The organism is Streptomyces sp. NPDC091377 (genome assembly GCF_044757045.1).
GTDB lineage: Bacteria > Actinomycetota > Actinomycetes > Streptomycetales > Streptomycetaceae > Streptomyces.
In genome coordinates this window covers 271,946-297,524 of record NZ_JBIVUE010000005.1, presented here as the reverse complement: position 1 = coordinate 297,524, position 25,579 = coordinate 271,946, and the positions used below count along the sequence as shown (strand labels likewise).

24 protein-coding genes and 1 pseudogene are annotated in these 25,579 nt (G+C 74.3%); 10 read left to right on the top strand and 15 right to left on the bottom strand.

Going from position 1 to position 25,579, the window contains the following annotated elements; genetic code table 11:
* Window positions 1–8: 8 nt before the first annotated feature.
* Together ACIQNG_RS13770 and ACIQNG_RS13765 are read left to right on the top strand one after the other, a co-directional pair.
* Window positions 9–896 (top strand): ABC transporter ATP-binding protein, encoded by an 888-nt coding sequence (locus tag ACIQNG_RS13770; protein WP_401484823.1) that lies wholly within the window; start codon window positions 9–11, stop codon window positions 894–896.
* Window positions 890–3,367 (top strand): FtsX-like permease family protein, encoded by a 2,478-nt coding sequence (locus ACIQNG_RS13765; RefSeq protein WP_401484821.1) that lies wholly within the window; start codon window positions 890–892, stop codon window positions 3,365–3,367. The genes ACIQNG_RS13770 and ACIQNG_RS13765 overlap by 7 nt, the downstream gene beginning before the upstream one ends.
* A gap of 16 nt (window positions 3,368–3,383) precedes the next feature.
* On the opposite strand, the gene ACIQNG_RS13760 is transcribed toward ACIQNG_RS13765, so the two are convergent.
* A complete protein-coding gene (locus tag ACIQNG_RS13760) occupies window positions 3,384–3,956 on the bottom strand; it encodes a DUF3291 domain-containing protein (RefSeq protein WP_401484819.1) in 573 nt (190 codons plus the stop codon).
* Between the two features lie 211 nt (window positions 3,957–4,167).
* Between ACIQNG_RS13760 and ACIQNG_RS13755 the strand changes: the two are divergent.
* A pseudogene (locus ACIQNG_RS13755) lies at window positions 4,168–4,620 on the top strand (enoyl-[acyl-carrier-protein] reductase FabV); the annotation flags it as partial.
* Between the two features lie 37 nt (window positions 4,621–4,657).
* Here ACIQNG_RS13755 and ACIQNG_RS13750 read toward each other — a convergent pair.
* Both ACIQNG_RS13750 and ACIQNG_RS13745 read right to left on the bottom strand, forming a co-directional pair.
* The gene (locus ACIQNG_RS13750) at window positions 4,658–5,575 is read right to left on the bottom strand and encodes a phosphotransferase (protein ID WP_401484817.1); all 918 of its coding nucleotides are present in this window, start codon (window positions 5,573–5,575) and stop codon (window positions 4,658–4,660) included.
* 142 nt (window positions 5,576–5,717) lie between these two features.
* Complete coding sequence (locus tag ACIQNG_RS13745) at window positions 5,718–6,179, bottom strand: YybH family protein (protein WP_401484815.1); 462 nt, start codon at window positions 6,177–6,179, stop codon at window positions 5,718–5,720.
* A 24-nt stretch (window positions 6,180–6,203) separates the two neighbouring features.
* Between ACIQNG_RS13745 and ACIQNG_RS13740 the strand changes: the two genes are divergently transcribed.
* A complete protein-coding gene (locus ACIQNG_RS13740) occupies window positions 6,204–6,665 on the top strand; it encodes a winged helix-turn-helix transcriptional regulator (RefSeq protein ID WP_401484813.1) in 462 nt (153 codons plus the stop codon).
* Between the two features lie 54 nt (window positions 6,666–6,719).
* On the opposite strand, the gene ACIQNG_RS13735 is transcribed toward ACIQNG_RS13740, so the two are convergent.
* Complete coding sequence (locus ACIQNG_RS13735; RefSeq protein ID WP_401484811.1) at window positions 6,720–7,346, bottom strand: CGNR zinc finger domain-containing protein; 627 nt, start codon at window positions 7,344–7,346, stop codon at window positions 6,720–6,722.
* A 38-nt stretch (window positions 7,347–7,384) separates the two neighbouring features.
* Here ACIQNG_RS13735 and ACIQNG_RS13730 point away from each other — a divergent pair, with 38 nt between their 5' ends.
* Window positions 7,385–8,557 (top strand): MFS transporter, encoded by a 1,173-nt coding sequence (locus ACIQNG_RS13730; protein WP_401484809.1) that lies wholly within the window; start codon window positions 7,385–7,387, stop codon window positions 8,555–8,557.
* A 58-nt stretch (window positions 8,558–8,615) separates the two neighbouring features.
* On the opposite strand, the gene ACIQNG_RS13725 is transcribed toward ACIQNG_RS13730, so the two are convergent.
* The 5 genes from ACIQNG_RS13725 to ACIQNG_RS13705 all read right to left on the bottom strand — a co-directional run bounded on the left by ACIQNG_RS13725 (window position 8,616) and on the right by ACIQNG_RS13705 (window position 15,004).
* The gene (locus ACIQNG_RS13725; RefSeq protein WP_401440028.1) at window positions 8,616–9,191 is read right to left on the bottom strand and encodes a TetR/AcrR family transcriptional regulator; all 576 of its coding nucleotides are present in this window, start codon (window positions 9,189–9,191) and stop codon (window positions 8,616–8,618) included.
* 238 nt (window positions 9,192–9,429) lie between these two features.
* Complete coding sequence (locus ACIQNG_RS13720; RefSeq protein ID WP_401484807.1) at window positions 9,430–10,383, bottom strand: methionyl-tRNA formyltransferase; 954 nt, start codon at window positions 10,381–10,383, stop codon at window positions 9,430–9,432.
* Between the two features lie 93 nt (window positions 10,384–10,476).
* Entirely contained in the window at window positions 10,477–12,018 is a 1,542-nt protein-coding gene (locus tag ACIQNG_RS13715; protein ID WP_401484805.1) for an amidohydrolase, read from the bottom strand.
* 55 nt (window positions 12,019–12,073) lie between these two features.
* Window positions 12,074–13,909: a glycoside hydrolase family 15 protein gene (locus ACIQNG_RS13710; protein ID WP_401484803.1), complete on the bottom strand. Its 1,836-nt coding sequence runs from the start codon at window positions 13,907–13,909 to the stop codon at window positions 12,074–12,076.
* Between the two features lie 315 nt (window positions 13,910–14,224).
* The gene (locus tag ACIQNG_RS13705) at window positions 14,225–15,004 is read right to left on the bottom strand and encodes a DeoR/GlpR family DNA-binding transcription regulator (RefSeq protein WP_401440021.1); all 780 of its coding nucleotides are present in this window, start codon (window positions 15,002–15,004) and stop codon (window positions 14,225–14,227) included.
* A gap of 180 nt (window positions 15,005–15,184) precedes the next feature.
* Between ACIQNG_RS13705 and ACIQNG_RS13700 the strand changes: the two genes are divergently transcribed.
* Both ACIQNG_RS13700 and ACIQNG_RS13695 read left to right on the top strand, forming a co-directional pair.
* Window positions 15,185–16,066 (top strand): SIS domain-containing protein, encoded by an 882-nt coding sequence (locus tag ACIQNG_RS13700; RefSeq protein ID WP_401484801.1) that lies wholly within the window; start codon window positions 15,185–15,187, stop codon window positions 16,064–16,066.
* A 214-nt stretch (window positions 16,067–16,280) separates the two neighbouring features.
* A complete protein-coding gene (locus ACIQNG_RS13695) occupies window positions 16,281–17,156 on the top strand; it encodes a ketose-bisphosphate aldolase (RefSeq protein WP_401484799.1) in 876 nt (291 codons plus the stop codon).
* Here the strand turns inward: ACIQNG_RS13695 and ACIQNG_RS13690 are convergent.
* Window positions 17,146–18,279 (bottom strand): methyltransferase, encoded by a 1,134-nt coding sequence (locus ACIQNG_RS13690; RefSeq protein ID WP_401440099.1) that lies wholly within the window; start codon window positions 18,277–18,279, stop codon window positions 17,146–17,148. The two genes, ACIQNG_RS13695 and ACIQNG_RS13690, sit on opposite strands and share 11 nt — an antisense overlap.
* A gap of 84 nt (window positions 18,280–18,363) precedes the next feature.
* Between ACIQNG_RS13690 and ACIQNG_RS13685 the strand changes: the two genes are divergently transcribed.
* Both ACIQNG_RS13685 and ACIQNG_RS13680 read left to right on the top strand, forming a co-directional pair.
* Window positions 18,364–19,101 (top strand): alpha-ketoglutarate-dependent dioxygenase AlkB family protein, encoded by a 738-nt coding sequence (locus ACIQNG_RS13685; protein WP_401484797.1) that lies wholly within the window; start codon window positions 18,364–18,366, stop codon window positions 19,099–19,101.
* 27 nt (window positions 19,102–19,128) lie between these two features.
* Window positions 19,129–20,382 (top strand): ROK family protein, encoded by a 1,254-nt coding sequence (locus ACIQNG_RS13680; RefSeq protein ID WP_401484795.1) that lies wholly within the window; start codon window positions 19,129–19,131, stop codon window positions 20,380–20,382.
* 43 nt (window positions 20,383–20,425) lie between these two features.
* Here ACIQNG_RS13680 and ACIQNG_RS13675 read toward each other — a convergent pair whose 3' ends face one another.
* From ACIQNG_RS13675 to ACIQNG_RS13665, 3 genes are all read right to left on the bottom strand, one after another.
* Window positions 20,426–21,190 carry an SDR family NAD(P)-dependent oxidoreductase gene (locus tag ACIQNG_RS13675; RefSeq protein WP_401484793.1) on the bottom strand — a complete coding sequence of 255 codons (765 nt, stop codon included), beginning with the start codon at window positions 21,188–21,190 and terminating at the stop codon, window positions 20,426–20,428.
* Between the two features lie 181 nt (window positions 21,191–21,371).
* A complete protein-coding gene (locus ACIQNG_RS13670) occupies window positions 21,372–22,754 on the bottom strand; it encodes an MFS transporter (protein ID WP_401484791.1) in 1,383 nt (460 codons plus the stop codon).
* Window positions 22,755–22,956: 202 nt separating this feature from the next.
* On the bottom strand, window positions 22,957–23,541 hold the full coding sequence (locus ACIQNG_RS13665; protein ID WP_401484789.1) for a TetR/AcrR family transcriptional regulator: 585 nt from the start codon (window positions 23,539–23,541) through the stop codon (window positions 22,957–22,959).
* Window positions 23,542–23,757: 216 nt separating this feature from the next.
* Between ACIQNG_RS13665 and ACIQNG_RS13660 the strand changes: the two genes are divergently transcribed.
* Window positions 23,758–24,045 carry an SHOCT domain-containing protein gene (locus ACIQNG_RS13660; RefSeq protein WP_401484787.1) on the top strand — a complete coding sequence of 96 codons (288 nt, stop codon included), beginning with the start codon at window positions 23,758–23,760 and terminating at the stop codon, window positions 24,043–24,045.
* 178 nt (window positions 24,046–24,223) lie between these two features.
* Here the strand turns inward: ACIQNG_RS13660 and ACIQNG_RS13655 are convergent, their stop codons facing one another.
* Complete coding sequence (locus ACIQNG_RS13655) at window positions 24,224–24,766, bottom strand: ATP-binding protein (protein WP_401484785.1); 543 nt, start codon at window positions 24,764–24,766, stop codon at window positions 24,224–24,226.
* Between the two features lie 359 nt (window positions 24,767–25,125).
* Window positions 25,126–25,449 carry a hypothetical protein gene (locus ACIQNG_RS13650; protein ID WP_401440007.1) on the bottom strand — a complete coding sequence of 108 codons (324 nt, stop codon included), beginning with the start codon at window positions 25,447–25,449 and terminating at the stop codon, window positions 25,126–25,128.
* Window positions 25,450–25,579: the final 130 nt, after the last annotated feature.

Below are 25,579 nucleotides of genomic sequence, written 5' to 3'. Positions count from 1 at the left end.
GGGGACGGATGATCGAGCGGGGACGGCCGAACAGCCCAGGGGAGAGCGGCGGACCGGGAGGGGGGAGCGGGTCGGGGGAAAGCGGCGGACCGGGGCGGAGGAGCGGGTCGGGGGAGAGGGGCGGACCGGGGCGGGGGAGCGCGAGCGCACCGGCGCCGGGGGACCCCGACGCGATCGTCCTGCGCGGGGTCAGCAGACGCTACGGCTCCGGCGACAGCGCCGTGACCGCGCTCGACCAGGTCTCCCTGTCCCTCCCCCCGGCCACCTTCACGGCCGTCATGGGCCCCTCCGGCTCCGGCAAGTCCACCCTCCTCCAGTGCGCCGCCGGGCTCGACCGGCCCACCTCCGGCTCGGTCACCCTCGGCGGCACCGAACTGACCGGGCTGAGCGAGACCCGGCTGACCCTGCTGCGCCGGCAGCGCGTCGGCTTCGTCTTCCAGGCGTTCAACCTCCTGCCCGCCCTGACCGCCGAGCAGAACGTCGCCCTGCCGCTGCGCCTCGCGGGCCACCGGGTGCCCGGCGCCCGGGTGCGCGCGGCACTGGACCAGGTCGGCCTCGGTGACCGGGCCCGGCACCGGCCCACCCAGCTCTCCGGCGGCCAGCAGCAGCGCGTCGCCCTGGCCCGCGCCCTGATCACCCGCCCCGACGTCCTGTTCGGCGACGAGCCGACCGGCGCCCTCGACTCCCGTACCGGCCGCGAGGTGCTGGCCCTGCTGCGCGCCATGGTCGACCGCGAGGGCCAGACCGTCGTCATGGTCACCCACGACCCGGTCGCTGCCTCCTACGCCGACCGTGTCGTCTTCCTCGTGGACGGCCGCGTCGACGGCGAACTGACCGGCGCCGGAGCCGAGTCCATCGCCGCGCGCATGGCCCGTCTGGAGGGCGCCCCGTGCTGAGGATCGCGCTGCGCACCCTCCGTTCCCGCTGGACCACCTTCACCGGCAGCTTTGTCGCCCTGTCCCTGGGCACGGCCCTGCTCGCCGTCATGGGACTGACCCTCGCCGCCTCCCTGGACGCGCCCGAACGCGCCCCGGAGCGCTTCTCCGCCGCGCCGGTCGTGGTCAAGGGCCAGGACACCCTCCGCGTCCCCACCCCGATCGGCGACCGCACCCAGCCCCTCGCCCACCCCCACCCCGTGCCCCCGGCGACCGTGGCCGCGCTGAGGGACCTCGGCCCCGTGACCGAGGACCGCTCCTTCGCCGTACGGGCGGAGGACGGCCCCGCCGATCTGGTGGGCCACGCCTGGTCCAGCGCGGCGTTCGCCCCGTACGAGATCACCTCAGGGCGGGCACCGCGCACGGCCGAGGAGGTCGTCGTCAGCGGCGACTGGGCCGACCCCGGCCAGTGGATCCGCACGGACCACGGCGCGCTGCGGGTCGTCGGCACGGCGGCGGCCGACCACGGCGGCGAGGGCGATGGCGGCTTCGAGAACGCCGTGTTCCACGACGATGCCCGTGCCGCTCGACTGGCGCCCGTCAGCCGCCAGTTGGTGGTCGACGCCGACCCGGCGGCCGTCCGCGAGGCGGTACGGGGGAGCGGCGCCCAGGTGCTGACCGGGGAGGCGCGCCGGTACGCCGACGCCGACCCGGAGCGGGACACCGAGGCGCTCACCGCGCTCAACGCGCTGTTCGGCACGGCGGGCGGCGTCACCGCCTTCGTCTCCGTCTTCGTCGTGGCCTCCACCTTCGCCTTCGCCGTCGCCCAGCGGAGCCGGGAGTTCGGGCTGCTGCGCATGGCCGGGGCGACACCGGGTCAGCTCCGCCGGCTGGTGCTCGCCGAGGCCGTGGTGGTCGGGGTGCTCGCCTCCGCCACCGGCTGCGCGCTCGGCGCGTACGGCGCCCCGAGACTCGCCGCCCGGGTGGTGGACGGCGGTCTCGCACCGGCCTGGTTCAGGATCGGCGGGCCCACCTGGCCGTACCATCTCGCCTTCTGGACCGGCCTGCTGGTCGCGCTGGGCGGGGTGGTGGCCGCGTCCTGGCGGGCCGGCCGCATCGGTCCCGTCCAGGCGCTGCGGGAGGCGTCCGTGGACACCGGGACCCTGACCCGGGGCCGCCTGTTGTGCGGCGCGGGCCTGCTGCTCGCCGCCGTCCTGACCCTCGTCCTCGCCCTGGCGGGAACTCCCGGCGAACTCCTGCACCGCAAGACCTATGTGGTCCGGCCCATGCTGCTGATCACCGCCGTCGCGCTGCTCGCGCCGGTCGTGGTCCGCCCGCTGACCCGGCTGCTGACCTGGCTCCCGGCCCGGCTGCCCGGGGCCGGAGGGATGCTGGTACGGGAGAACGCCGCCGCCGGAGTGCGCCGTACGGCGGCGATCGCGGCGCCCGTCCTGGTCACGGTCGCCCTGGCGGGCTCGCTGCTCGGGGCCGTCGCCACTCTGAACGAGGCGCGGGCCACCGAGACCCGGAAGCGGACCACGGCGGACCACGTCATCACCCCGGCCGACGACACCGGCTTCGGCGCGCGGACGCTGCGCGCGCTGCGCGCGATCCCCGGGGCGGAGGTCTCCGCCACCTCGTCCAGCGCGGTGTACGTCCTGGAGGACGGGGTGGCGCTCGTCCGGTCCGACGCCCGCGCCGTCGACCCGCACGCCTTGGCGGCCACCGCGCGGCTGCCGCTCGCGGCCGGGAGGCTGAGCGACCTGGACGACGGCTCGATCGTCGTCAACGAGGAGTGGGAGCGGCACACCGTGGGCGACCGGGTACGGGTCCGGCTGGGCGACGGCACGCCGAGGACGCTGCGGATCGCCGCCGTGATGACCACCGGCACCGGCGGCAACGGCGTCTACGTCACCCCCGCCAACGCCCCGGGTGCCGTCGTCGACCGGGTCGAGGTGGCCGTGGCCGCCGGAGCCGACGCCGAGGCGGTCGCGGCGGGGCTGCGGAAGGCGGTCGCCGCCGAGGGCGGGCGGGTGCACACCGCCGACGGATGGGTCAGGGCGACGTACCCCGAGACCGACCGCACCGCCCGGCTCGGCTACGCGCTGGTGCTCGGCATCGCCCTGCTGTACACGGCCATCTCGCTGGTCAACACCATGGTGATGGCGACCTCGGACCGGATCCGTGAACTGGCGGTCCTGCGGCTGGCCGGGGCCACGCCCTGGCAGGTGCTCCGGCTCCTCGGCGCCGAGGCCCTCACCGTCGTCGCCGTGGGGGCGCTCCTCGGACTCCTGGTCGCGCTGCTCAACCTGGGCGGCATGTGGGTCGCTCTGCGGCTGCTGTCGGTGCGGTCACCGATCGTCATGCCGTGGGACACCGTCGGCGCGGCGGCGGTCGCGTGCGCGGTGCTGGCCGTCGCGGCGGCGGTCGTACCCGGCGCGCACACGGTGTGGCGGGGCCGGGCGGTGGCGTCGGCGGGGGTACGGGAGTGACTGCGGAGGTCCGTGCTCATGGCTGGACAGTGCACCCGGTCGCTCCTGGCCCGGCGCCCTTGACGCTGGTCGGAGTCCCGTCCGCTGCGAACGGGTGCTGGAAGGTGAAGGCGTGCGGCGCGGAGCCGTGGTCGTGCAGGTGCTCCAGCCTGGACACCCCGTCCTGCCAGGTGGGTATCACGCCGCCGGAGACCCACCAGAACACGTGACCCGGGTGTCCTGTCCTCTCGAACCAGTCGTAACGCCTGTTGAGCGCCCCTCGGTGCAGACCGCTGTAGATGGCGTCGAAGGCGGGACGAAGGTCGGCCCAGAGTGAGAGGGTCGCGGCCAGGGCGATGGTCTCCACAGTGCGCCCTTTCCCGTACCAGGCCGGAACAACGAACTCTCCCCAGTCACCCCAGTCCGCGTCGAAGTCCGTCCGTGCGCCCAGACTGCGATCCGTCGATTCGGCACGAGCGAGGTATCCGGGCTGCTGGGCGATCTCCCGGTAGGCGGCCTCACCGCTCTCGTGGAACTCCCGTGTCAGAGGGGAGGGATCGGCGAGAGGTGACTTGAGTACGCCGAACGTGTACAGAGCAAGATGGGGCATGTGTCTCTCCCTGGTCTAGGGCGGCTGGTACGCCCGGTCCGGTGGCCTACCCACGGGGCGAGGAGCGGTGGGGCGTGACCGCCTCATCCCGTGACAGGTGGCCCAGCCCGAAGGAACCCCTGCACGGCGACCGTCGAAGGCCAGGTGAAGGTAACTGCCTTTGCGAGCCATGTCGAAGTTGCCTTTCTCCGACCCAAGTGGCCTCCTCCGCACGGCCCGCACCTTGGACGAACGGCTCCGCGTACTCGTCGGCGGCCGTGCCGTCACCTCCGTCAACGGCGCCGCCGTCACCCAGTCCTCCACCGCCATCCCCGGCATCGCCCTCTACACCGGACTGCTGCGCGCAGTCCTCGGCGACGGAATGGTCCCACCCGCCCGTCAACTGGCCGAGCTGTGGGACCGGTTGACCGGGACCGCCCCGCTCGACGTCGACAGCGAGGGACGGGTACGGCTCGACGGATGGGAACTCTCCGGCGACGTCCAGCGGGCCGTCGCCGAGCGCTGGCACGCGGCGACCACCGACACCGTCGCCGACCTCGCCGACCTCGACTGGTTCCGTGACGAGGTCGGGCGGCTGTACGGGTTCACCGTGCCCGGGGTGGACTACTCGGTCCCGACCGAGACGGACGTCCCCTGGCCGGGACCGCAGCCGTCCGGAGCCTGAGCGGGTGGTCGGTGGGTCCGGGCTTCATCAGCCGGTGTCATGCGTCGGCGGTCGTCGCCACGAGGCGGCGCAGTGCCGCGTGGGCGGGTGGCCCCCACGTCGCCTTGCCCCCGGGGCGTCCCTGTACCCCCGCCTCCCCGATGAGGACTCCGTCGAGGGCGCCCAGCACCGCCCAGCCGCGGGCGCGGCGCAGTGTCGCGGCGTCCGGGGCGGGTCGGCACACGGTGTGGAAGCGGTCGACGGCGCCGTCCGGCAGCAGGACCCACGCGGAGGCGAGGTCGGTGGCCGGATCGCCCGCGCGCAGGTCGCCGAAGTCGATGACACCGCAGAGGTCGCCGTCCCGGGTGAGGACGTTGGCCGGGTGCAGATCGCCGTGGAGCCATACCGCGGGCCCGGTCCGGTCGGGCGCGGCGACGGCGTCCTCCCACACCGCGAGAACCCCGTCCGGGTCGGCGAGCAGCCCCTGTCCGGTGACGGCGGCGAACTGCTCGGCGAACCGGTCGGCCTGGTCGGCCAGTGCACCGCGGCCACGGCCGCCGGGCGCGTCCGCGGGGGCGGGCCGGTGCAGCGCCCCGAGGAAGGCGGCCAGGGTGTCCGCCGCGTCGGCGGCGCGGGTGAGCGGAGCCTGGTCGGCGGGTGTGCCCGGCACCCAGGTGGTGACGATCCACGGGCGAGGAAAACGCGGGGTGGGTACGCCCAAGCGCTGCGGCACGGGAACCGGGAGCGGGAGGAGCGGGGCCAGGGACGGCAGCCAGGCGTGTTCCTTGAGCAGCAGATCATCGGCCCCCGGTGTCGCCCAGGGCAGCCGTACCGCGAGGTCGTCGCCGAGCCGCCACTGCTGGTTGTCCCAGCCGCGCGCGCCGAGCCGCAACGGGCGGTCGGCCAGGTCGGGGTGCTGGTCGTTCAGCAGATCGCGGACCAGGTCCGCGGTGATCTCGATGTCCGTGGAGGTCATGCGGATCCACCGTAATCGGTGCCGATTCCTCGCCGCGCGGCCCGTCCAGGCCGGTCCGACGGGGGCGGCGGCTCGTCTCAGCCGCGTCGGGTGCGGTGTGTGCGGTGTGTGCCGGGGACGCATCGAAGGCATCGTGACCTCCTCAGGCGCCCACCGCGTCGAACGGAGTGTCCTCGACCGCGACGCCGAAGGGATTGTCGATCACGTACCGCCACCGTCCGTCCGGGCCGCGCCGGGCGACATCCGTGGCGGTGCCCTCGATCCGGACGTGCTCGCCGTCCCCGCGGTCGCCCTCGATGACCCAGTTCACGATCAGCAGCGCGATGTCGTCGGCCACATAGGTGTGACGCGGACGGACGCTGATCGGCAGGCCCAGCGCCTGGAACTCCGCGTTGGCCGCCTCCCGTTCCGCGCCCGCGACCGCCTCGCCGGGACGGGGGACGAACACCGCGCCCTCGTCGTAGACCCCCGCGAGCGCCTGCGGGTCACCGGAGTTGAACGCCGACGCGAAGACCGCGGGATGCCGCTCCGGAACCAGGGCCAGGGGGCCGGGGCGGACAGTAGCGTGGTCGGCATGCAGGGATCTGGCGTCGATGATGTCCATGACGGAAGCCAAGCCGGTGCGGAAATGGCTCACCAAACGGAAAGCCACGCCGGGCGCGGGGAGCCCACGGGCCACCCGCCCGCGCACTCACCGGGCTACGAGTGGGACGCCGAACTCGTGCCGCCCGGCTCCGGCCGCACCATCCGCCCGGAGGAGACCTGCCCGGTCGAGATCGCCCTCGCGGCCGTCGCGGGCCGCTGGACCACCCTCGTCGTCCGCGAACTGCTGCACGCCCCGCACTCCTACGGCACCCTGCGCGCCCGGCTGCCCGAGATCAGCGACAAGGTGCTCGCCGACCGGCTCCACGCCCTGTGCGACCGCGGTCTCCTCACCCAGGAACGGCTCCCCGGGTTCCCCGTCCGCACCCGGTACACCCTCACCCCGGCCGGACGCGCCCTGCGCCCGCTCCTCATCGAACTGCACCGCACGGGCGAACGGCTCGCCGAACTCGCGGCCACCGACGTACGGCACCTTCCCAGCGCCTGACCCCCCACGGCCTGGCCTTCCCCCGGCCGACGTCGGTCGCGGTGAGGGCGCCCTTCACCCGGACCGTGCCCGCCGGTGCGCCGCCACCCGCTCCCGCGTGGCACAGCGGCGGGAACAGTAGCGCCGCTCCGGGCCGCTGCCGTGGGCGATGAAGACCCGGCCGCACGACGGTGACGCGCAGACCCGGCCCGGCGGGCGCTGATGGTCCCAGAGCAGCACGGCCAGGGCCATGCAGGACGAGGCCAGCAGCCACGCGTCCCACGGCCCGTCGTCGTCGCGGTCGAGATGCGGATGCCAGGGCGTGGCACCCCCGTGCGCGGTCAGCCGCAGCGGCCCGGTGTGTTCCTGGAGCAGCCGGTTCAGCACCAGCGCCGCTCCGTCCACCGTGCCCGTCGCCGACTCCGCGTTCTGCGCGGGAGGGCTTCCGGCCGCGAAGACCTCGCGGAGCAGCCCCGCCGCCGTACGCATCGCCCTCACGTCGTCCGGCGTGAGCGTCACCGGCTCCGCCTCGCCGTACGACCGCAGGACCGCGGCGACGGCGTCCACCGTCGCGTCGGCCTCGGCGGTCAGGACATTGACCAGGTCGGCGGCGCGCCGGGCCGTCGCCAGCACGGAGTGCCGGGCCGACCGGTCGGGGGCGGAGTCCTGGATGCTCATGTCCACCCAGCGAATGTAACGCATATTGCGAAGGTTTGAGTTACCTCCGTAACGTCCCAGCCATGAGATCGCGTTACCCCCTGGGTGGCTATCTCGTCGGCGCGGTGACCGCCCGCACCGGCGACGAGATGTCCGGCCCCGCACTGCTCCTCGCCGGGTTCACCGTCACCGGCTCCTCGTCCGAGGCGGCGCTCCTCCTCGCGGGCCTCACCGTCGCGGCGGCCGTCGGCGGCCCAGTCCTCGGCGCCCTGCTCGACCGCGCCGTACACCCCGGCCGCCTCCTGACACTCGCCCTCGTGCTGTACGGCGGCGGCCTGCTGGCCGTCCTCGCCGGGCTCGGGCGGCTCCCGATCGAGACGGTGGTGCTGCTCGCGGTGGTCACCGGACTGCTGGGGCCCGCCCTGTCGGGCGGCTGGACCGCCCAACTGCCCCGGGTGGCACCGGGCGCCGCCCTGGACCGGGCGAACGCGCTGGACGCGATGACCTTCGGTCTCGCCGCGCTGGCCGGTCCCGCCCTCGCCGGTCTCGCGGCCGAGGCGCTCGGCGCGTCCACCGCCCTCGTCGTCCCGGTGGTCGTGATCGCGGTGGCGCTGCCCGCCGCATGGCGGTTGCCGGCCCGTGCCGCCGCCGTACGCCGGGACCGGTCCTCACTCACCGGGGAGCTGCGCGCGGGAACGCTCTGCGTCGTCAAGGTGCCGGGCCTGGCCCGCGCCACCCTCACCTCGGTCCTCTGCTGCGCGGCCCAGGGCATGCTGGTGGCCTGTCTGCCGCTGCTCGGGGAGCGGGTGCTCGGCGGCGCCGGCCAGGGGGCCCTGCTGCTGGCCTGCGCGGCGCTGTCCGCGCTCGCCGCCAACGCCGTCCTCGCGCGCGTACCGCGCGTCATGGCGCCGGACACGTTCCTGTGGGCCGGAGCCCTGGTGCAGTGCGCGGCGCTGGCCCTGGCCGCGACCGGTCGCCCCGTCCCGCTGGTCGTCGCCGCGCTGCTCGTCGGCCTCGGCGAGGGCCCGCAACTGACGGCCCTGTTCGCCGTACGGCACCGGGACGCGCCCGAGCGGCTGCGCGGCCAGATCTTCACGACGGGCGCCAGCCTCAAGCTCACCGCCTACGCCCTGGGCGCCGCGGTCGCGGGTGCCACTGTCGGCCGGTCCCTGCCCGGGACCCTGCTCCTGGCGTCCGGGGTGGCCCTGCTGGGCGCGTCCGCGTACGGCGTCATCCGCGCGCCGCGCCCCGCGTAACCCGCCCGCACCGCCCCGATCCGGGCTGCCGCACCGGTGCCCCGGGCGGCGGCCCGGCCTACCCCGTCACGATCCGCTCCACCGCCGCCCGCACCAGCCGCTCCCGGTCCGCCGGTGACAACACGTCCGGCAGCGTGAGCTGTTCGACGATCAGCCAGTTCAGGGCGAGATACAGCAGTTCGACAGCGGTGGAGTCGCCGGGCAGCCCGGACTCCAGGTGATACGCGATGTTCTGGTCGAGATCGGCGCGCACCCGCTCGGTGAGGATCCTGCGCAGCTCGGGCCGCCGGGTGGACTCCAGCCGCAGTTCCAGCAGGGCGAGATACCCGCTGCGGAACGAACTGACCCGCTCCACCATCTCGTACATGAATCCGGCGTACGTCTCCTGGTCCGGGGAGGCGTTGCGCTGCCGTGCGATCAACGCGTCGTCCGGCACGAGACGCTCGTACACCCGGGCACCGGCCTGGGTGAGCAGATCGTCGCGGTTGGCGAAGTAGTTCGAGGCCGTACCCCCCGGCACCGCCGCCTCCTGGTCCACCGACCGGAAGGTCAGCCCGCGGGCCCCTTCCCGGGCGAGCACCTCGATCGCGGCATCGACGAGGGCGGCCCGTCGCTCGGGATTCCTGCGCGCCATGGGGACTCCGTGGGAAGGGAAGGCGGACGGTCAAATCACTACAAGCAGAGTACTACGGCCGCGCCGGCCCGCCGCCGTGAGGTGACACGCCGTCCGCGCCGGCGGGCGGCGCGCATCCGCTGTGGCCCACGACCGCCCACGAGCACGTCCCACGTCACCGCGCTGAGACCCGAGGAACCCCCGGCCCCCGTCCCCCGTTCCCGGTCCCCGGTCCCCCCTCCCGGGTACTGGTCGGCGGTCAGGGCCGGGAGGTGAGGTATCCGCCCATCGTGCGGAAGTAGTCGGAGGCCGCGTACTCCGTCCCGTCGTCGGTGCGTACCCGCCTCACCAGCAGCCCCGGGTGGCGGCCGGAGTACGCCTCCGCGCCCGCCACCACGACCACGCCGTCGCCCTCCCGGATGAAGACACGGCCGGGGGTACCGCCGTAGCGGCCCTCGGAGACCGCAGCCGAGACGATCCGCAGCCGCCTGCCCTTGTGGAAGGCGTACGCGTTGGGGTACGGGTCGGACTGGGCGCGCACCAGCCGTTCCAGCCGCTCGGCCGGCCAGGTCCAGTCGATCCGGCTGTCCTCCGCCGAACGCTTGTGGAAGAAGCTCGCCCGGGCGCGGTCCTGCGGCAGCCAGCGTCCGGCGTCCCGCCCGGAGGCGATGAGGTCGAGCGACTCCTGGACGAGGGGCGTGATGAGGTCGACGGTCCGGTGGAACAGGTCGGTCGCCGTGTCCGCCGGCCCGACCGGCACCGAGCGCTGCACCAGGATGTCCCCGGCGTCGAGTTCGCCGTTCATCCGGTGCGCGGTGACCCCGACCCGCTCCTCGCCGTTGACGAGGGCCCAGATGAGCGGGGAGAAACCGGCGTAGGACGGCAGCAGCGAGTCATGGACGTTGAGGGTGCCGTGCGGCGGCAGGTCGAAGATCTCCGGGGGGAGCCAGGTGCGCCAGTTGTTGGCCACGATGATGTCCGGCCGGGCCTCCCGCAGCGCGTCCAGGAGTTCCGGGTCGTCAGGGCGGTTGCGCAGCAGGACGGGGATGCCGTGTTTCTCGGCGAGTTCGGCGACCGAGTCGTCCCAGATCTTCTCGTAGGCGTGCTCGCTCTTGGGATGGGTGACGACCAGGACGGTCTCGTGGTCGGAGTCGAGCAGGGCCTGGAGCGTGCGATGACCCCAGGTCTGGTACCCGAACATGGCGACACGCATGACGTGTTCTCCCCTCCGGCGCAAAGGCAAAGTAAGGCTTACCTTAGCCACTTGTGGCGTCGGCGGGGAGGCCGCCTCGGTCAGGGCTCCGGATCACCCCGGCCCGTGGGTGAACCGCCCGCCCAGCAGCGTCGCGTGCACCGGCATCGCCCGCAGCGTCGCCGCGTCCGCCTCCAGCGGGTCCACGTCCACGACCACGAGGTCCGCCACGTCCCCCACCGCGAGCGCCGCCCGGCCCCGCGCGGAGGCGGCCAGCGCGTCCCGGACCGGGATCCGCTGCTCGGGGTGCCAGGCGGGACGTCCGTCGGCGGTGCGGTGGACGGCCGCCGCGACACCGAGCCAGGGGTCCAGCGGCGACACGGGCGCGTCCGAGCCGAACTCCAGCCGGGCGCCCGCCGCGAGGAGATCGCCGTACGCGAACGCCCGTCCCGTACGGCCCGCCCAGTGCCGGTCCGCCACGTCCCGGTCGTCCGTCGCGTGCGCGGGCTGCACCCCGGCCGTCACCCCCAGCGCCGCGAACCTCGGCACGTCCGCCGCCGTGAGCAACTGCGCGTGCTCGATGCGGCCCTCGTGGCCGACGGCCTCGAACGCGTCCAGGGCCAGGGTGTTGGCGCGGTCGCCGATCGCGTGGACGGCGGGCGTGATGCCGTGCCCGGCCGCCCGCCGCATCAGCCGTACGAGGCTGTCGTACGACGTCTCCTCGATGCCGTACGCCTCCGCCGTGCCCTCCAGGCCCGGGTACGGGTCGCCGCACAGGGCCGTGCGGGTGTTGAGGGAGCCGTCGGTGAACAGCTTCAGCGGGCCGACCCGGACCAGGCCGCCGGAGCCGGGGAGCGGGTCGCCGGTGCGCAGGCCGCGCGCGATCGCCGCCTCCAGGTGGGCGGGATAGACGGCCGCCTCGACCCGTACGGCCGGCCGCCGGGTGGCGGCGCGGCGGGTCCAGTCGGCGAGGTTGTCGGCGAAGTGGAAGTCCACGACCCCGGTCACCCCGCGCGCCGCCGCGGCCTCGCACGCCTCCGCCACCCAGCGGTCCAGGACATCGACCGGCACCTCGGGCAGCGCCGACACGGCCGCGAACGCCTCGCCCTCCCGCAGCAGCCCCGTCGGATGCCCGGCCCGGCCGACCAGCGCCAGCCCCGCCGAGTTGAGCCACGCGGCGTGCAGATCCCCGCTGACCAGCGCGACCGGCCGGTCCGGACACACCGCGTCCAGCACATCCTTGTGCGGCAGGTCGGGCCACAGCCCGTCGCGAAAGCCATAGCCGACGACCACATCGGGCTGGGCGTCCGGCCGGGTGACCGGCTGAGTGGTGTGGGTTCGCGCGCGTACGGCGTCGGCGACCGCCTGTGCGGAGGTCAGCCCGGCGAGGTCGAGTTGGTGCCGCACACCGGCCCACTGGCCGAGATGCACATGCGCGTCCCACAGCCCCGGCAGGACGGTCCGACCGCCCAGGTCCCGTACGTCGGTCTCACCCGCCTGTGCCGCGTCGACGTCCGGGCCGAGGGCGGTGATCCTGCCGTCCGCCACGCGCAGGGCGCCGAGCGGTCCGCCCGCGCCCAGGCGCACTCCGGTCAGGGTCAGGGAGGCGGTCTCGTCGTCGCCGGTGGGCGCGAGCAGGGTGTCGGAACTCGTCAACTGGGGCTCCCGTACGAGGAATCGGAAACTAGGGACGGTGAAGGCGGTGGTGGGGTCAGCCGAGCGCGCGGTCCAGGTTGAACGCGGCGCTGATGAGCGCGAAGTGGGTGAACGCCTGCGGGAAGTTGCCCTGCTGCTCACCGGTGTGGCTGATCTCCTCGGCGTAGAGCCCGAGGTGGTTGGCGTACGTCAGCATCTTCTCGAAGGCGAGCTGGGCCTCGTCCACCCGGCCGGCGTGCACCAGCGCCTCCACGTACCAGAACGAGCAGATGGAGAAGGTGCCCTCGTCCCCGCGGAGTCCGTCGGGGCTGGCCGTCGGGTCGTAGCGGTAGACGAGGGAGTCGGAGACCAGGTCCTGGGTGAGGGCGTCCAGGGTGGAGAGCCACTTGGGGTCGGTGGGCGCGATGAACTTGGTCAGCGGCATCATCAGCACCGCCGCGTCCAGCACCTCGCCGCCCTCGTGCTGTACGAACGCCTGCCGCCGCTCCGACCAGCCATGGCTCATGATCCGCCGGTAGATGGTGTCCCTGACCTGCTGCCAGCGGGCGTGATCGGCGGGCAGCCCGCGCTTGTTGGCCATCCGCACGGCCCGCTCGATCGCGACCCAGCACATCAGCCGGGAGTAGAGGAAGTTCTTCCGGCCGCCCCGGGTCTCCCAGATGCCCTCGTCGGGCTGGTCCCAGTTCTCGCACACCCAGTCCACCAGCGCGCACACATCGTCCCACTGGGCGCTGGAGACGGGCGTGGCCCACTTGTCGTAGAGGTAGATCGAGTCGATGAGCGCGCCGTAGATGTCGAGCTGGAGCTGTTCGGCGGCGGCGTTGCCGACCCGTACCGGCGCCGAGCCCCGATGGCCCTCCAGATGGCCGAGTTCGCGCTCGGGGAGGTCGGTGCGGCCGTCGATGCCGTACATGATCTGGAGCGGTCCGGAGGGCCGGCCGTCGCCGGGGGAGACATGCCGGGTGACGAACTCCATGAACGCCCCGGCCTCCTCGGTGAAGCCGAGCCGCAGCAGCGCGTACACACAGAACGCGGCGTCGCGCACCCAGACGTAGCGGTAGTCCCAGTTGCGCTCGCCGCCGAGTTGCTCGGGCAGGCTGGTGGTGGGCGCGGCCACGATGGCGCCGGTCGGCGCGTAGGTGAGCAGCTTCAGGGTGAGCGCCGAGCGGTGCACCATCTCGCGCCAGCGGCCCCGGTACTGGGACGCGGACAGCCAGTGCCGCCAGTACGCCACCGTCGTCTCGAACTGGGCCTCCGCCTCGCTGCTCGCGCAGTAGCGCGGCGGCAGTCCGCCGCCGAGCTGGTCCAGCGCGAACACCGCCGACTCGCCCTCGGCGAGCTTGAACTCCGCCCGCACGTCCTGGTCGTCGGCCTCCAGCGGGACCGTGGCGGTCAGGGCGAGCGACAGGGTCTCGCTCTCGAAGACCGCCGTGCCGTCCTCCAGACGTAGGGTGTGCGGCTCGGCGCCGTAGTCGAAGCGCGGGGCGACGCACACGTGGAAGGCGACCGTGCCGCGCACACAGATCACCCGGCGGATCAGCCGGTGCCGCTCGGCCTCCTCCGGGCCACCGCCCACCGGCATGAAGTCCTGCACCTCACCGACGCCCTCCTCGGTGAAGAAACGGGTGATCAGGACATTGGTGTCGGGGAAGTAGAACTGCTTGGTCCGCGCCGCCTCGATCGCCGCCAGCTCGAAGGCGCCGCCGCGCTCGGCGTCCAGGACCGCCGCGAAGACGCTGGGCGCGTCGAAGGCGGGACAGCAGTACCAGTCGATGGTGCCGTCCGTACCGACCAGGGCCACGCTGCGCAGATCGCCGATCAGGCCGTGCTCGGAGATCGGCACGTACCCGCTGCCGCCCCCGGCCGCGCCGGTCGTCCCTGTACCGGCCATCACAGCCTCCCTCGACGGGTCACGAGCACCTGTTCCCGCGAGGGAACGGGGCTTCCAGCTTAGGGCCTGTCGTGTACATCTACCCGGTGTCAGGGGGGCGGGGCGGATGACCCGGGGCCGTCGCTCCCGCGGCGGCCGGGGCCGTGAGCCTGCGGTGACGGGTCCTGTGAGCCGGCGGTGACGGGTCCTGTGAGCCTACGGTGACCAGGGCAGGCCGGTCCTGCGGCGGCCGGGGCCGTCAGTTCGTGGCGGCCGGTGGGGTGAGCCGATGGCCGCCGGGGCCATCAGGGACGTGCCTCCGGGTCGACCAAGGTCTCAGACGGCGACCACCGACACCCCGGCGTCCTCGAAGCGGCTCACCGTGTCGTCGTCCACCGCCGTGTCCGTGACCAGGGTGTCCACCGAGTCCACCCCGCAGATGCGGGCGAACGCGCGCCGGCTCAGCTTGCTGGAGTCGGCCGCGACCACCACCCGCTCGGCCCGCTCGCACAGCAGCCGGTTGACCGCCGCCTCCGCCTCGTCGTGCGCCGCCGCGCCGTGGACGACGTCGAAGGCCACCACCCCGAGCACCGCGACGTCCAGCGTCACCTGGGAGAGCACCCCGTCGGTGAGCGGCCCGATCAGCTCGTACGACTGTGCCCGCGCGACCCCGCCCGTCACCACGATCTTGAACTGGGGCCGGACCGCCAGCTCATTGGCGATGTTCAGCGCGTTGGTGACCACGGTCAGCGCGGGGGAGCCGGACGTCAGGTCGCTGCGGACGGCCAGCGCGCGGGCCACCTCGGTGGTGGTCGTGCCGCCGGTCAGCCCGACCGCCTCGCCGGGCGCGACCAGCTCACCCACCGCCTTGGCGATGCGCTGCTTCTCGGAGGCGCGGCGCGCGGTCTTGTAGCGCAACGGCAGTTCGTAGGACACACCGTGGACGACCGCGCCGCCCCGGGTGCGGACCAGCATCTGCTGCTCGGCCAGCTGATCGAAGTCCCGCCGGATCGTCGCCGCCGACACCTCCAGCGCCGAGGCGGCCTCCTCGACGTCCAGCCGGCCCCGCTCGACGAGCAGCTCCAGCAGCGCCTGCCAGCGGGCGTCGCGTGACATCCGCACCTCCAACCACCCGTTCCTCGATCTCCCGGCGACCCTAGCGCACCGGACCGACGGTCCATGGACCGGAATGCTTGATTCTGCTCGAAAGCCCGCGCTATCTTGCAGGACCAATCATCGCCTGGGGGGTGGAACCTCACCGGTGCGGGCGGGTCACGCTACGAGGAGGGGCCGGGCATGACGCATGTCGAGGACGAGCTGAGCAGTCAGCCGGAGTGCTGGCGGCGGGCCGCCGCACTGGCACCCAGGCACCGCACCGCCCTGCCCGCCCCGGGCGAGCGGGTCGCGGTCGTCGGCTGCGGCACCTCCTACTTCATGGCCCAGGCGGTCGCCGCCCTGCGCGAGACCGCGGGCGCGGGGGAGACCGACGCCTTCGCCGCGTCCGAGTTCCCGGCCGGGCGTACCTACGACCGGGTCATCGCGCTGACCCGCTCCGGCACCACCACCGAGGTCCTCGACCTGCTCACCCGGCTGCGCGGCACCACCCGTACGACCGCCCTCACCGCGGACCCGAACACCCCGGTCATGGGCGCGGCCGACGCCGTGGTCCTGCTGGACTTCGCCGACGAACGCTCCGTCGTCCAGACCCGGTTCGCCACCACCGCCCTGACCCTGCTCCGCGCCCACCTCGGGCTGCACCCCGACTCCGCCGACGCCGACGCCCGCGCCGCGCTCGCCGCCGACCTGCCCGAAGGGCTCGTAAGCTGCGAGCAGTTCACCTTCCTCGGTCGCGGCTGGACCGTCGGCCTCGCCAACGAGGCCGCCCTCAAGATGCGCGAGGCGTCCCTGTCCTGGACCGAGGCGTACCCGGCGATGGAGTACCGGCACGGCCCCATCAGCATCACCACCGAGAACCGGGCGACCTGGATGTTCGGTGAACCGCCCGAGGGCCTCGCCGAGCAGGTGCGGGCGACCGGCGGGCGGTGGGTGGCGGGCGCCCTCGACCCGCTCGCCGAACTGGTCCGCGCCCAGCGGCTCGCCGTGGCGGTCGCGGCGGCACGCGCCCTGGACCCGGACAGCCCCCGGCATCTGACCCGTTCGGTGATCCTGTCGCCCTGACCTGTCCCTTCGATGTGCGGCCTTGACCCACCGTTTTGACCTGTCGCCTTGACCCACCGCTTTGACCGGCGGCCCTGACGCACCGCTCTGACCTGCCGTCCTACGACGTCCCCCTACGACGTCCCCCTGCCAGGTCCCCGCGCCAGGTCGCCCGGCGAGCCCCCGACCGTCGACGCTCCCGTACCACCGCCCGCCCGCCCCGAAGGGAACCGCCGTGCCCCTGACCACCACCGGTGACCTGGTCTCCCGTGCCGCCGAGGCACGTTCCGCCGTCGGCGCCTTCAACATCATCACCCTGGAGCACATCGAGGCCGTCATCACCGGCGCCGAACTGGCGGGCAGCCCGGTCGTCCTCCAGGTCAGCGAGAACACCGTCGCGTTCCGCTACGGACGGCTGCTCCCGCTGGCCCGCGCCGCGGTCGTCGCCGCCGAGCGCTCCACCGTGCCCGTCGCGCTCCACCTCGACCACGTCGTCAGCGACAGGCTGCTCCGGCAGGCGGCCGACGCCGGTTTCAGCTCGGTCATGTACGACGCCTCCGGGCTGCCGTACGGCGAGAACCTCGCCGCGACCCGCGCCGCCGCCGAATGGGCACACGGCCAGGGCCTGTGGGTGGAGGCCGAACTGGGCGAGGTCGGCGGCAAGGACGGCCGGCCACCGCTCGACGCGCACGCGCCGGGCGCCCGTACCGACCCCGGTCAGGCCCTCGCCTTCGTCGCGGACTCGGGCGTCGACGCGCTCGCCGTGGCCGTCGGCAGCGTCCACGCCATGACCGAACGCACCGCCGCCCTCGACCACACCCTGCTCGACCGGCTCTCCGGCACGCTGGACGTACCGCTGGTGCTGCACGGCTCCTCCGGCGTCCCCGAGGACGAACTCGCCGCCGCGGTCACGGGCGGCATCGCCAAGGTCAACGTCGGTACGGCCCTCAACGCCGCCATGACCTCCGCGATCCGCGCGTACCTCGCCGCCCATCCCAGGGCCGTCGACTCGCGCACGTACCTGGGCGTCGGCCGGGACGCGATGGCCCGCACGGTGGCGGGGATCATCGGCGTACTCGCCGGGGCGACCGGCGACCGGCCTACCGCTTGACGGCCCGCAGCACCACGAACTTCGGGTCGCTGCCCACCACTTCGCTGTTGCCGAACACCTTCCGCAGCTTCACGTGGTAGCCGAGATGCCGGTTGCCGATCACATACAGCGCGCCGCCCGGCCGCAGCACCCGCCGCGCCCCCGTGAACATCCGCCAGGCCGTGGCGTCGCTCGTCGCCTGGTGGGTGTGGAACGGCGGGTTGTTCAGCACCAGGTCGACACTGTCGGAGGCCACCCCCGCCACCCCGTCCCCGACCCGGAACTCGGCGTGCCCCGGCACCCCGTTGGCCTTGTACGTCGCCTCCGCCGAGGCCACCGCCTGGAACGACTCGTCCACGAACAGCACCTCGGCGTCGGGGTTGGCCAGCGCCACCGACGTCCCCACGACCCCGTTGCCGCAGCCGAGGTCCACCACCCGGCACACCCCGCTCGTCCCCGGCAGCCGTGCGAGGAGGAACCGCGTGCCGATGTCCAGCCGGTCGGCGCAGAAGACGCCCGCGTGGTTGACGACGGTGTGCCCGGACGCCGGACCGACCCCCTCCGGGAGCGTGTACCGGTACGGCCAGGGATTGACCGGCCGCTCCCGCCCGGGCTCCGGGACGCAGAAGATCAGCCGGGCCTTGTGCTCGGCCAGGGACGTACGGGTCGGCCCGAGCACCGACTCGAACAGCTTCAGCGTCGAGGTGTGGATCTCCTTGACCATGCCCGCCCCGACCACGACCGTGCCCTCGTGCAGGGCGGGCGCCAGCCGCAGCAACTGGTCCTCCAGCAGCGCGAGGCTCTTCGGCACCCGCACCAGGAGTACGTCGATCCGCTCCGGCGGCGGGTCCTGCGAGGTCAGCAGGGGTACCGTGCCGGGCTCGACCCCGGCGCGCGCGAGATTGGCCCGGGTCGCCTCCTGCGCCAGGAAGGAGTCCGTGATCTGGGTCGGCCCGTACCGCGCGAGGGCGGTCGCCAGCGCGCCCCAGCGATCGCCGGCCACCACGACCGCGCCGGACAGCGAGACCTCCCGCTCCGCCAGATGCCGCAGCAGATAGGCGTCCGCGGCGTCCCAGGCACGCAGCCGGTCACGCGGGTCCTCGGGGAAACGGGACAGGGCGAACTCGCCCCAGGGGGTCGTCATACGGTCGCTCATCGCCGACCAGGCTAGCGGAGCCGCAGCTCAGGACAGCTACGGAGGAGCCGCCCGAGGGGTGAGGATGGCCTCATGGACGCCGAACTGTTCCCGCGCGGGCGTGCGCGGATCGCGCCCGGAGCGGCGCATGTGCCGGACTGGCTCGCCCCGGACCGCCAGGCCGCCCTGCTGACCGCGTGCCGCGCGTGGGCCCGCCCGCCCGCGGGACTGCGCACGGTCCGCACCCCGGGTGGCGGCACCATGACCGCCCGCCAGGTCTGTCTCGGCCTGCACTGGGGTCCCGTGAACAGGTGCCCGCACTGCGGGCGGGCGGGCCGGGCCAACCCGGACTGCCCCGGCCCGCACTGGTACCCGTACGCCTACTCCCGCACGGCCGTCGACGGTGACGGCGCCCCGGTCAAGCCCTTCCCGGAGTGGCTCGACCGCCTCGGCCGCCGGGCGGTGGCCGACGCCCTCGGCCCGGCGGCGGTCGACGAGGCGCCGTACGACATCGCGCTGATCAACTTCTACGACGCCGACGCCCGGATGGGGATGCACCGCGACAGCGACGAGACGTCCGGCGCCCCGGTGGTGTCGCTGAGCCTCGGCGACACCTGCGTCTTCCGGTTCGGCAACACCGAGACCCGCACCCGCCCCTACACGGACGTGGAACTGCGCAGCGGCGATCTCTTCGTGTTCGGCGGCCCGGCGCGGCTCGCCCACCACGGAGTGCCGCGGGTCCGTCCCGGCACCGCCCCGGCCGCGCTGGGCCTGACCGGCCGGCTGAACATCACCCTGCGTGTCAGCGGCCTCGCCGAGAGGTCCGGCTGACCGGCGGATCATGGGAGACTCGCCCCCATGAGCGGCAAGGCGGACCCCCGGCAGCCGGGGGAAGGGACCACGTCGACCACGTCGAGAACACGGCTGGACCGGGGGCGTGGCGCGCTCGGCCCCGCGCTGGAACTGGTGCACACCGGACGTGCCCCCACCCGCGCGGTGCTCACCGCGGAACTCGGCGTCACCCGGGCCACGGCGGGCGCCGTCGCCGCCGAACTGGAGGCGCTCGGTCTGATCCAGGTCGACGCCCGCCCCACCGCGCCCTCCGGATCCCAGGGCCGCCCCTCGCACCGGCTGCACCTCGCCGAGAACGGCCCCGTCGCCCTCGCCGCCCAGGTCCACGCCGACGGCTTCCGGGCCGCGCTGGTCGCGCTCGGCGGACGGATCGTCGCCACCGCCCCCGGCTGCGAGCCCGTCGACGCCGACCCGGCGAAGGTCCTCGGCTCCGTCGTGGACGCGGGCGCCCGGCTGCTCAGCGAGACCGGACGGCGCTGTGTCGGCGCCGGGCTCGCCGTGCCCTCCGCCGTCGCCGAACCCGAGGGACTGGCCCTGAACCCGCTGCACCTGGCATGGCCCGCGGGCTCCCCGGTCCGTGAGATCTTCGCCGAGCAGGTACGCGCCGCGGGCATCACGGGCCCGGCCTTCGCGGCCAACGACGTCAATCTCGCCGCCCTCGCCGAGCACCGGCACGGCGCCGGACGCGGCTCCCGCGATCTGCTGTGTGTCGCCACCGGTCACCGGGGCGTCGGCGGCGCCCTCGTGCTCGACGGACGTCTCCACAGCGGCAGTTCGGGCCTGGCCCTGGAGGTCGGCCATCTCACCGTCCACCCCGAGGGCCGCCCCTGCCACTGCGGCGGGCGCGGCTGCCTCGACGTCGAGGCCGACCCGATGGCGTTCCTGATCACGGCCGGCCGCCCGCCCGGCCCCGAGGTGTCGCTGCTCAAGCAGGCCGACGACCTCATCCGGCACGAGAGCGCCGACCCCGGTGTACGCGCCGCCGTCGAACTCCTCATCGACCGCCTCGGCCTCGGCCTCGCCGGACTGGTCAACATCCTCAACCCGGACCGCATCATCCTCGGCGGGCTGCACCGCACCCTGCTGGAGGCCGACCCTGAACGGCTCCGCGCGGTCGTCGCGGACCGCAGTCTGTGGGGCCGCAGCGGCAGTGTGCCCATCCTGGCGTGCGGCCTGGACCACAACAGCCTGGTCGGGGCCGCCGAACTGGCCTGGCAGCCGGTCCTGGACGACCCGCTGAGGGCGCTGGCGGCGGCGTAGTACGCGCCGGGTCCGCCGAGCGCCCTCCCCTCGCGGGCCCCGCTCAGAGCGAGGCGCCCCCGTCGAGCACCAGGTCCGTGCCCACGACGGAGCCGGCGGCGTCCGACGCCAGGTACAGCACCGCCGCCGCCACCTCCTCGGTGGTCGAGACCCGCCCCACCGGCGACTCCCGCTTCATCCGGGTCTCCCGCCCGGCCTCCGTCTCCCCGGGGTTGAGGGACATGGTGGTGGCGGTGGCACCCGGGCTGACGGCGTTGATCCGTACCCCCTCGGCGATGTGGTCCAGCGCGGCGCCGCGGGTCAGGGAGGTCACCGCCGCCTTGGTCGCCGAGTAGGCGGTCGTGCCGGGGATCTGCCGGTGCCGCCCCAGGTTGGACGAGACGTTGACGATCGCGCCGCCGCCGGGCTGGCTCCGCATCCGGCGGATCTGGGCCGTCATGGCGAGGAAGACCCCGGTGAGATTGATGTCGACGGTCCGCCGCCAGTCCGCCTCGGCGAGGTCGGCCAGCGGCCCGCCCTGGAAGACGCCCGCGTTGTTGACGGCGACATCCAGCGAGCCGAAGTGCTTCACCACGGTGTCGACCAGCGCCGCCACGTCCTCGGCCCGGGCCACGTCGGCGACCTGCGCCACGGCCGTGCCCCCGGTCTCCCGGACCAGCGCGACGGTCTCCTCCAGCGCGGCCCGCCCCCGCCCGGCCACGACGACCCGGGCCCCCTCGGCGGCGAAGGCGAGCGCGATGGTGCGGCCGATCCCGGAGCCACCGCCGGTGACGAGCACGGCGCGATCGGCGAAACGGTGAGTGGTCATGAGTGGGTTCCCCTCCTGAGGTGCCTGCGTGAGGTGCGAGCGGTGAAGCGCGTGAGATCCGAGCGCATGAGATGCGTGAGGTTCGGACGGATGAGATGCGTGAGGTTCGAACGGGTGACGTGGTGAGGTGAGGCGGTCCAAGCGATCGGGCGCCGGGGGCCCTTGAGCGGGCGGAGCGCGGTCAGGTCCGGGAGGCCGGCCGGGTCACGGCGGCGGTCACCGCGAAGAGTCCGGCCGCGGCGGCGAGGCTCACCGGGTCGCTCCCCAGGGAGAGCAGCACGGCGAAGACCACGGTCGGCCCGGTCTCCATCGCCGTGTTGTGCACTCCGCCGGCCAGCCCGGTCCGCTCGACGGGCACCCGCTCGGTGGCCAGTACGGCGCTCCCCGCGAAGGAGGCCGCGGCCCCGGCCGCCAGCAGCAGGAAGCCGGGCAGGAGTCCGACGGCGTACGGAATCCCGGGGTCGAGGCCGCTCAGCGCGAGCAGCCCCAGCCCGGCCGCCCCCAGCGCCAGCCCCCCACCGGTGACGGCGCCCGGCCCGCACCGCCGCACGAGCGGTCCCGCCGCCCGGCCGGAGACGATCAACGCGGCGGCGAAGGGCAGGAACGCGGCCGAGGTCCGCAGCGCCGACCAGCCGCGCTCCTCCTGGAGGAAGAGCGAGAACAGGATGAACACGGTGCTCGTGCCCGCGGCGGTCAGCGCGGTCGCCGTCAGCCCGAACCCCCGCCGCCGGTCCCGCAGGAACCCCGGTGGCAGCAGGGGCTCACGCGCCCGCCGCTCGACGACGAGGAACAGGGCGAGCAGCACCGCCCCGGCCGCCAGCGGACCCAGTACCCGGGCGGACCCCCAGGACCACGCGTCGGTCAGGACGAGCCCGTGACTGACCGCCACCAGCCCGCCGGTGGCGAGGACGGCACCCGGCACATCGAGCCCGCCCGGGCGCCGCGGCCCGTTGCTCAGCGGTGGACCGGAGCCCGCGGGCAGCAGGCGAGGTGCCAGTGCCAGCGCCACCACGGCGACCAGGCCCGGCACCGCCAGCGCCCAACGCCACGACAGCAGCGCGGAGATGACCCCGGAGAGCAGGTTGCCCGCCGTCGCGCCGAGTACGGACAGTCCGCCCCAGGTGGCCATCGCCCGGCGGAACGCGGCGGGTTCCGGGTGCAGGGCGCGCAGTACGGCCATCGCGGCGGGCGCGACCACCGCGGCCCCGGCGCCCTGCGCGAACCGCGCCGCGAGCAGGGCGTCGTAGGTGGGGGACAGCGGCGCCGCGGCCGAGGCGACGGCGAACAGCCACAGCCCGCCGACCAGCGCCCGGCGTCCGCCGTACCGGTCGGCGATCCGGCCACCGAACAGCAGCAGCCCGGCGAACGTCAGCCCGTACGCGGCGCTGAGCAGGATCAACTGGTCCCGGCCCAGCGCGAAGTGCCTCCCGATCTCGGGCAGCGGTACGGCGATGGCAGCCAGCGTGAAGATCAGGGTGACCTGGAGGGAGCCGAGCAGCGGGAGGACGCGGTGCGGGTCGAGCGGGGGCCTGGCCGGCGCGGGGGTGCCGGTGAGCGTGCTCATGTACCCTTCTTTCCAGACCGATCGGTCCAATATTCGGGCAGCGGTGACTGCGGGGCGGGGCGCGCGCGTTCTTCGGGTCCGGAAGGGGTCGACAGGCCCACCGAGGGCCACCAAGGGCCACCGAGGCCCACCAAGGGTCGGGAAGGCCCGGGAAGGGACGGGGAAGCTGAATGGGCTCGAAGGGGCCCCGGGAAGTGTGCGGTCAGTCCAGGATCTTCAGGGCCTGCTCGGCCGCGTCCCGCACCCGGGCCGGGTCGGAGGACGCCTTGCCCACCACCCGCAGCCCTTGCAGCAGGACCAGCAGCATCCGGGCCAGGGCGCGCGGATCGCGGTCCTCGCCCAACTCGCCCTGGGCCTGGGCGCGGAGCAGCGCGGAGTGGAGCATGGCCTCCGCGTACTCCCAGCTCAGCTCCACCTTGCGGGCGGCCCCGGTGTCGTGCGGCGCCAGCTCCGCGGCCGTGTTCGTGACCAGGCAGCCGATCGACCGCCGGGTCTCGTCCGCGGCCTCCCCGGCGTACAGCCGCACCATCGCGCGTACGGCGGGCAGTGCGGGGCCCGGCTGGGACAGCGCCCGCGCGAGCTGCGGGTCGTGGATCTCGCCGTAGCGGTCCAGGGCCTTCAGGTACAGCTCCCGCTTGTTCCCGTACGTGGCGTAGATGCTCGCGCGTCCGATCCCCAGGTGCTCCACGAGGTCCGCCATGGACGTCGCCTCGTAGCCGCGCGCCCAGAACAGTTCGAGGGCCGACTGGAGGGCGGCGTCCGGGTCGAATTCCTTGGTCCTGGCCATGTCGATGACCGTAGAGCATACGAGAATGATCGGTCAAATAAGTCGGTCGACCACGGGGGTGCGTCGAAGAGGGAGGGGAGCAGCCGGGTGCCCGCCCCGTACGCCCCGGGAGGTATTCGCACTGCCGCCGGCGGTACGACGACCCGGACCCCCCGGCGGAGCGAGTCTCAGGACATCACATCAGTGAGCACGACACGACCTGGGAGATGACTTGAGATGCAGACCCTCGCAGCCTGGGGTGGCGGACCCGGCCCCTGGATCCTTCTGTTCCCGCTGTTCTGGGCGGCCGTGGTGGCCGGCGGGGTGACCCTGCTGCGGCGCACCGCCGGGCGCGGCCGGTCCGGCCCCCGGCACCCCGGACGGGAGGAGCGGCCCACCGGTGACGCACCGATCGCCGTGCTCGGCCGCCGGTTCGCCTCCGGCGAGATCGACGAGGACGAGTACTGGCGTCGGCTCTCCGTCCTGGACGAGCAGTTCGGCCCCGGCGCCCACGGCGGCCGATGACGACGACCGCCGCCCGCACGGCCGCGCGCGGTGAGCGCGGTCGACGGGCGGCGGAGTGAGCCGAAGGGCCTCCGGCGCGGCGCGGACCCCGCGGCGGCGCCCCGTGGGACCTGTGCCCTACCGGGCGCCTGACGGTCGACGCCCGCGGCACAGGTCCCAGGGCCCGGTCACCGCCCGTTCAGCCGGCAACGGCGGAGGGGGCGGGAGCGTGTCCGGGCCGGTGGGCGTCGGCGGCGAGACCGGCGTGTTCGACCTCCGCGAAGACCGTCGCCGCGGGTTCGGCGACCGTGCAGCGCGAGGGGCGCGCGGGCTTGGCGAGCGCGGGGGAGGGGGTGGGAAGCGTGAACCAGACGACCTTGCCGCGGTCGCCGTCCGGCCGGGCGCCCCAGCTCTCGCTCACGGCCGCCACCATCGCGAGCCCGCGCCCGCCGGTGGCCAGCGGACCGGCCTCCGAGGGCTCGGGCAGCCGGGGGTCGCGGTCGTGCACCGAGACCGTCAGCCGGTCGAGCAGCAGCTCGATCTCCACGGTGCAGGTCTTGTCGGGCTGGGCGTGCTGGTGGACATTGCTCAACAGCTCGGTGACCCCGAGCGCGGCACGGTCTATCAAGGGATCGAGATGCCAGTAGCGCAATTGCGCAGATACGATTCTGCGGACCTGGCCGATCCGCGACGGCAGGGCTTGGAGCTCCACCGTGCAGTGTCTGCTGGGGTGACTGATCACGGCTGCGACTCCCCGACGTTGAGGCCCGGAAGAACACGGAGTTCGGAAACCAGCGGGACGTGCCGCCGCGCGGCGGCCCGCCTGCTGTCGTGCCCGGCGGGCTGGTTCGCAGCGTCATCGCCGGTAAACCCTGAGTGATGTGAGACCAGAGTGACGCAGGGGGTGGACCGCCGCAACTCGCGGTGGTTCGGGGGCGGCTCCCGGGTCGGCGCGGGGCCCCTGACGGCGCGGCGGCGGGCCCGGGCGGGAGCCTGGTGGTGCCCGGGGGTGCGGGTCCCGTGACCCGGGGCGTGACCCCGGGCACCACCCCGGTTGTGACCCCGGGGCGACCCTGGGCGCGACGGCTCGGCGGTCGTGGCTCAGCGCGCACGTCCCGAGGCTCGCCTCACCGCCTCGATGAAACGGCGGGCCGCGGGCGGACCGGGTTGCCCCGGCGCCGGATCGCGCTCGCCCAGCGTCAGCAGGTAGCGCGTGCCGTTGAGGTCGGCGAGCGCGCGCCCCTCCGACGCGAACCACGGCTTGGACGCCCACACCGCCTGCACCGGCGCGCTGTCGATCTCGCTGCCGTAGCTCGTGAGCAACTCCAGCCTGCCGTCGCTGATCCGGACCTGCCCGGCCCGGGTGAGCGAGCGCAGCCCCTTGCCTATCCGCACCCCGTTCGCCGTGAACTCCGGCTCCGCCATGCCGACCGCCCCCTCGCCCCTTCGCCCTGCACTCCGTGCGCCCGCGCCCTGCCGGAGCGCGAGCGCGCGCCCCCGGCGCGGGCGGGTGCCGTACGCCGGTCCCCGGACCGGGCCCGTACCCACCCCTGCC

Coding starts and splice junctions, on each gene's coding strand:
- ACIQNG_RS13770 (WP_401484823.1), top strand. CDS start 9: ATGATCGAGCGGGGACGGCCGAACAGCCCAGGGGAGAGCGGCGGACCG.
- ACIQNG_RS13760 (WP_401484819.1), bottom strand. CDS start 3,956: ATGCCCCATCTTGCTCTGTACACGTTCGGCGTACTCAAGTCACCTCTC.
- ACIQNG_RS13750 (WP_401484817.1), bottom strand. CDS start 5,575: ATGACCTCCACGGACATCGAGATCACCGCGGACCTGGTCCGCGATCTG.
- ACIQNG_RS13745 (WP_401484815.1), bottom strand. CDS start 6,179: ATGGACATCATCGACGCCAGATCCCTGCATGCCGACCACGCTACTGTC.
- ACIQNG_RS13740 (WP_401484813.1), top strand. CDS start 6,204: ATGGCTCACCAAACGGAAAGCCACGCCGGGCGCGGGGAGCCCACGGGC.
- ACIQNG_RS13735 (WP_401484811.1), bottom strand. CDS start 7,346: ATGCGTTACATTCGCTGGGTGGACATGAGCATCCAGGACTCCGCCCCC.
- ACIQNG_RS13730 (WP_401484809.1), top strand. CDS start 7,385: ATGAGATCGCGTTACCCCCTGGGTGGCTATCTCGTCGGCGCGGTGACC.
- ACIQNG_RS13725 (WP_401440028.1), bottom strand. CDS start 9,191: ATGGCGCGCAGGAATCCCGAGCGACGGGCCGCCCTCGTCGATGCCGCG.
- ACIQNG_RS13720 (WP_401484807.1), bottom strand. CDS start 10,383: ATGCGTGTCGCCATGTTCGGGTACCAGACCTGGGGTCATCGCACGCTC.
- ACIQNG_RS13710 (WP_401484803.1), bottom strand. CDS start 13,909: ATGGCCGGTACAGGGACGACCGGCGCGGCCGGGGGCGGCAGCGGGTAC.
- ACIQNG_RS13705 (WP_401440021.1), bottom strand. CDS start 15,004: ATGTCACGCGACGCCCGCTGGCAGGCGCTGCTGGAGCTGCTCGTCGAG.
- ACIQNG_RS13700 (WP_401484801.1), top strand. CDS start 15,185: ATGACGCATGTCGAGGACGAGCTGAGCAGTCAGCCGGAGTGCTGGCGG.
- ACIQNG_RS13690 (WP_401440099.1), bottom strand. CDS start 18,279: ATGACGACCCCCTGGGGCGAGTTCGCCCTGTCCCGTTTCCCCGAGGAC.
- ACIQNG_RS13685 (WP_401484797.1), top strand. CDS start 18,364: ATGGACGCCGAACTGTTCCCGCGCGGGCGTGCGCGGATCGCGCCCGGA.
- ACIQNG_RS13680 (WP_401484795.1), top strand. CDS start 19,129: ATGAGCGGCAAGGCGGACCCCCGGCAGCCGGGGGAAGGGACCACGTCG.
- ACIQNG_RS13675 (WP_401484793.1), bottom strand. CDS start 21,190: ATGACCACTCACCGTTTCGCCGATCGCGCCGTGCTCGTCACCGGCGGT.
- ACIQNG_RS13670 (WP_401484791.1), bottom strand. CDS start 22,754: ATGAGCACGCTCACCGGCACCCCCGCGCCGGCCAGGCCCCCGCTCGAC.
- ACIQNG_RS13665 (WP_401484789.1), bottom strand. CDS start 23,541: ATGGCCAGGACCAAGGAATTCGACCCGGACGCCGCCCTCCAGTCGGCC.
- ACIQNG_RS13660 (WP_401484787.1), top strand. CDS start 23,758: ATGCAGACCCTCGCAGCCTGGGGTGGCGGACCCGGCCCCTGGATCCTT.
- ACIQNG_RS13650 (WP_401440007.1), bottom strand. CDS start 25,449: ATGGCGGAGCCGGAGTTCACGGCGAACGGGGTGCGGATAGGCAAGGGG.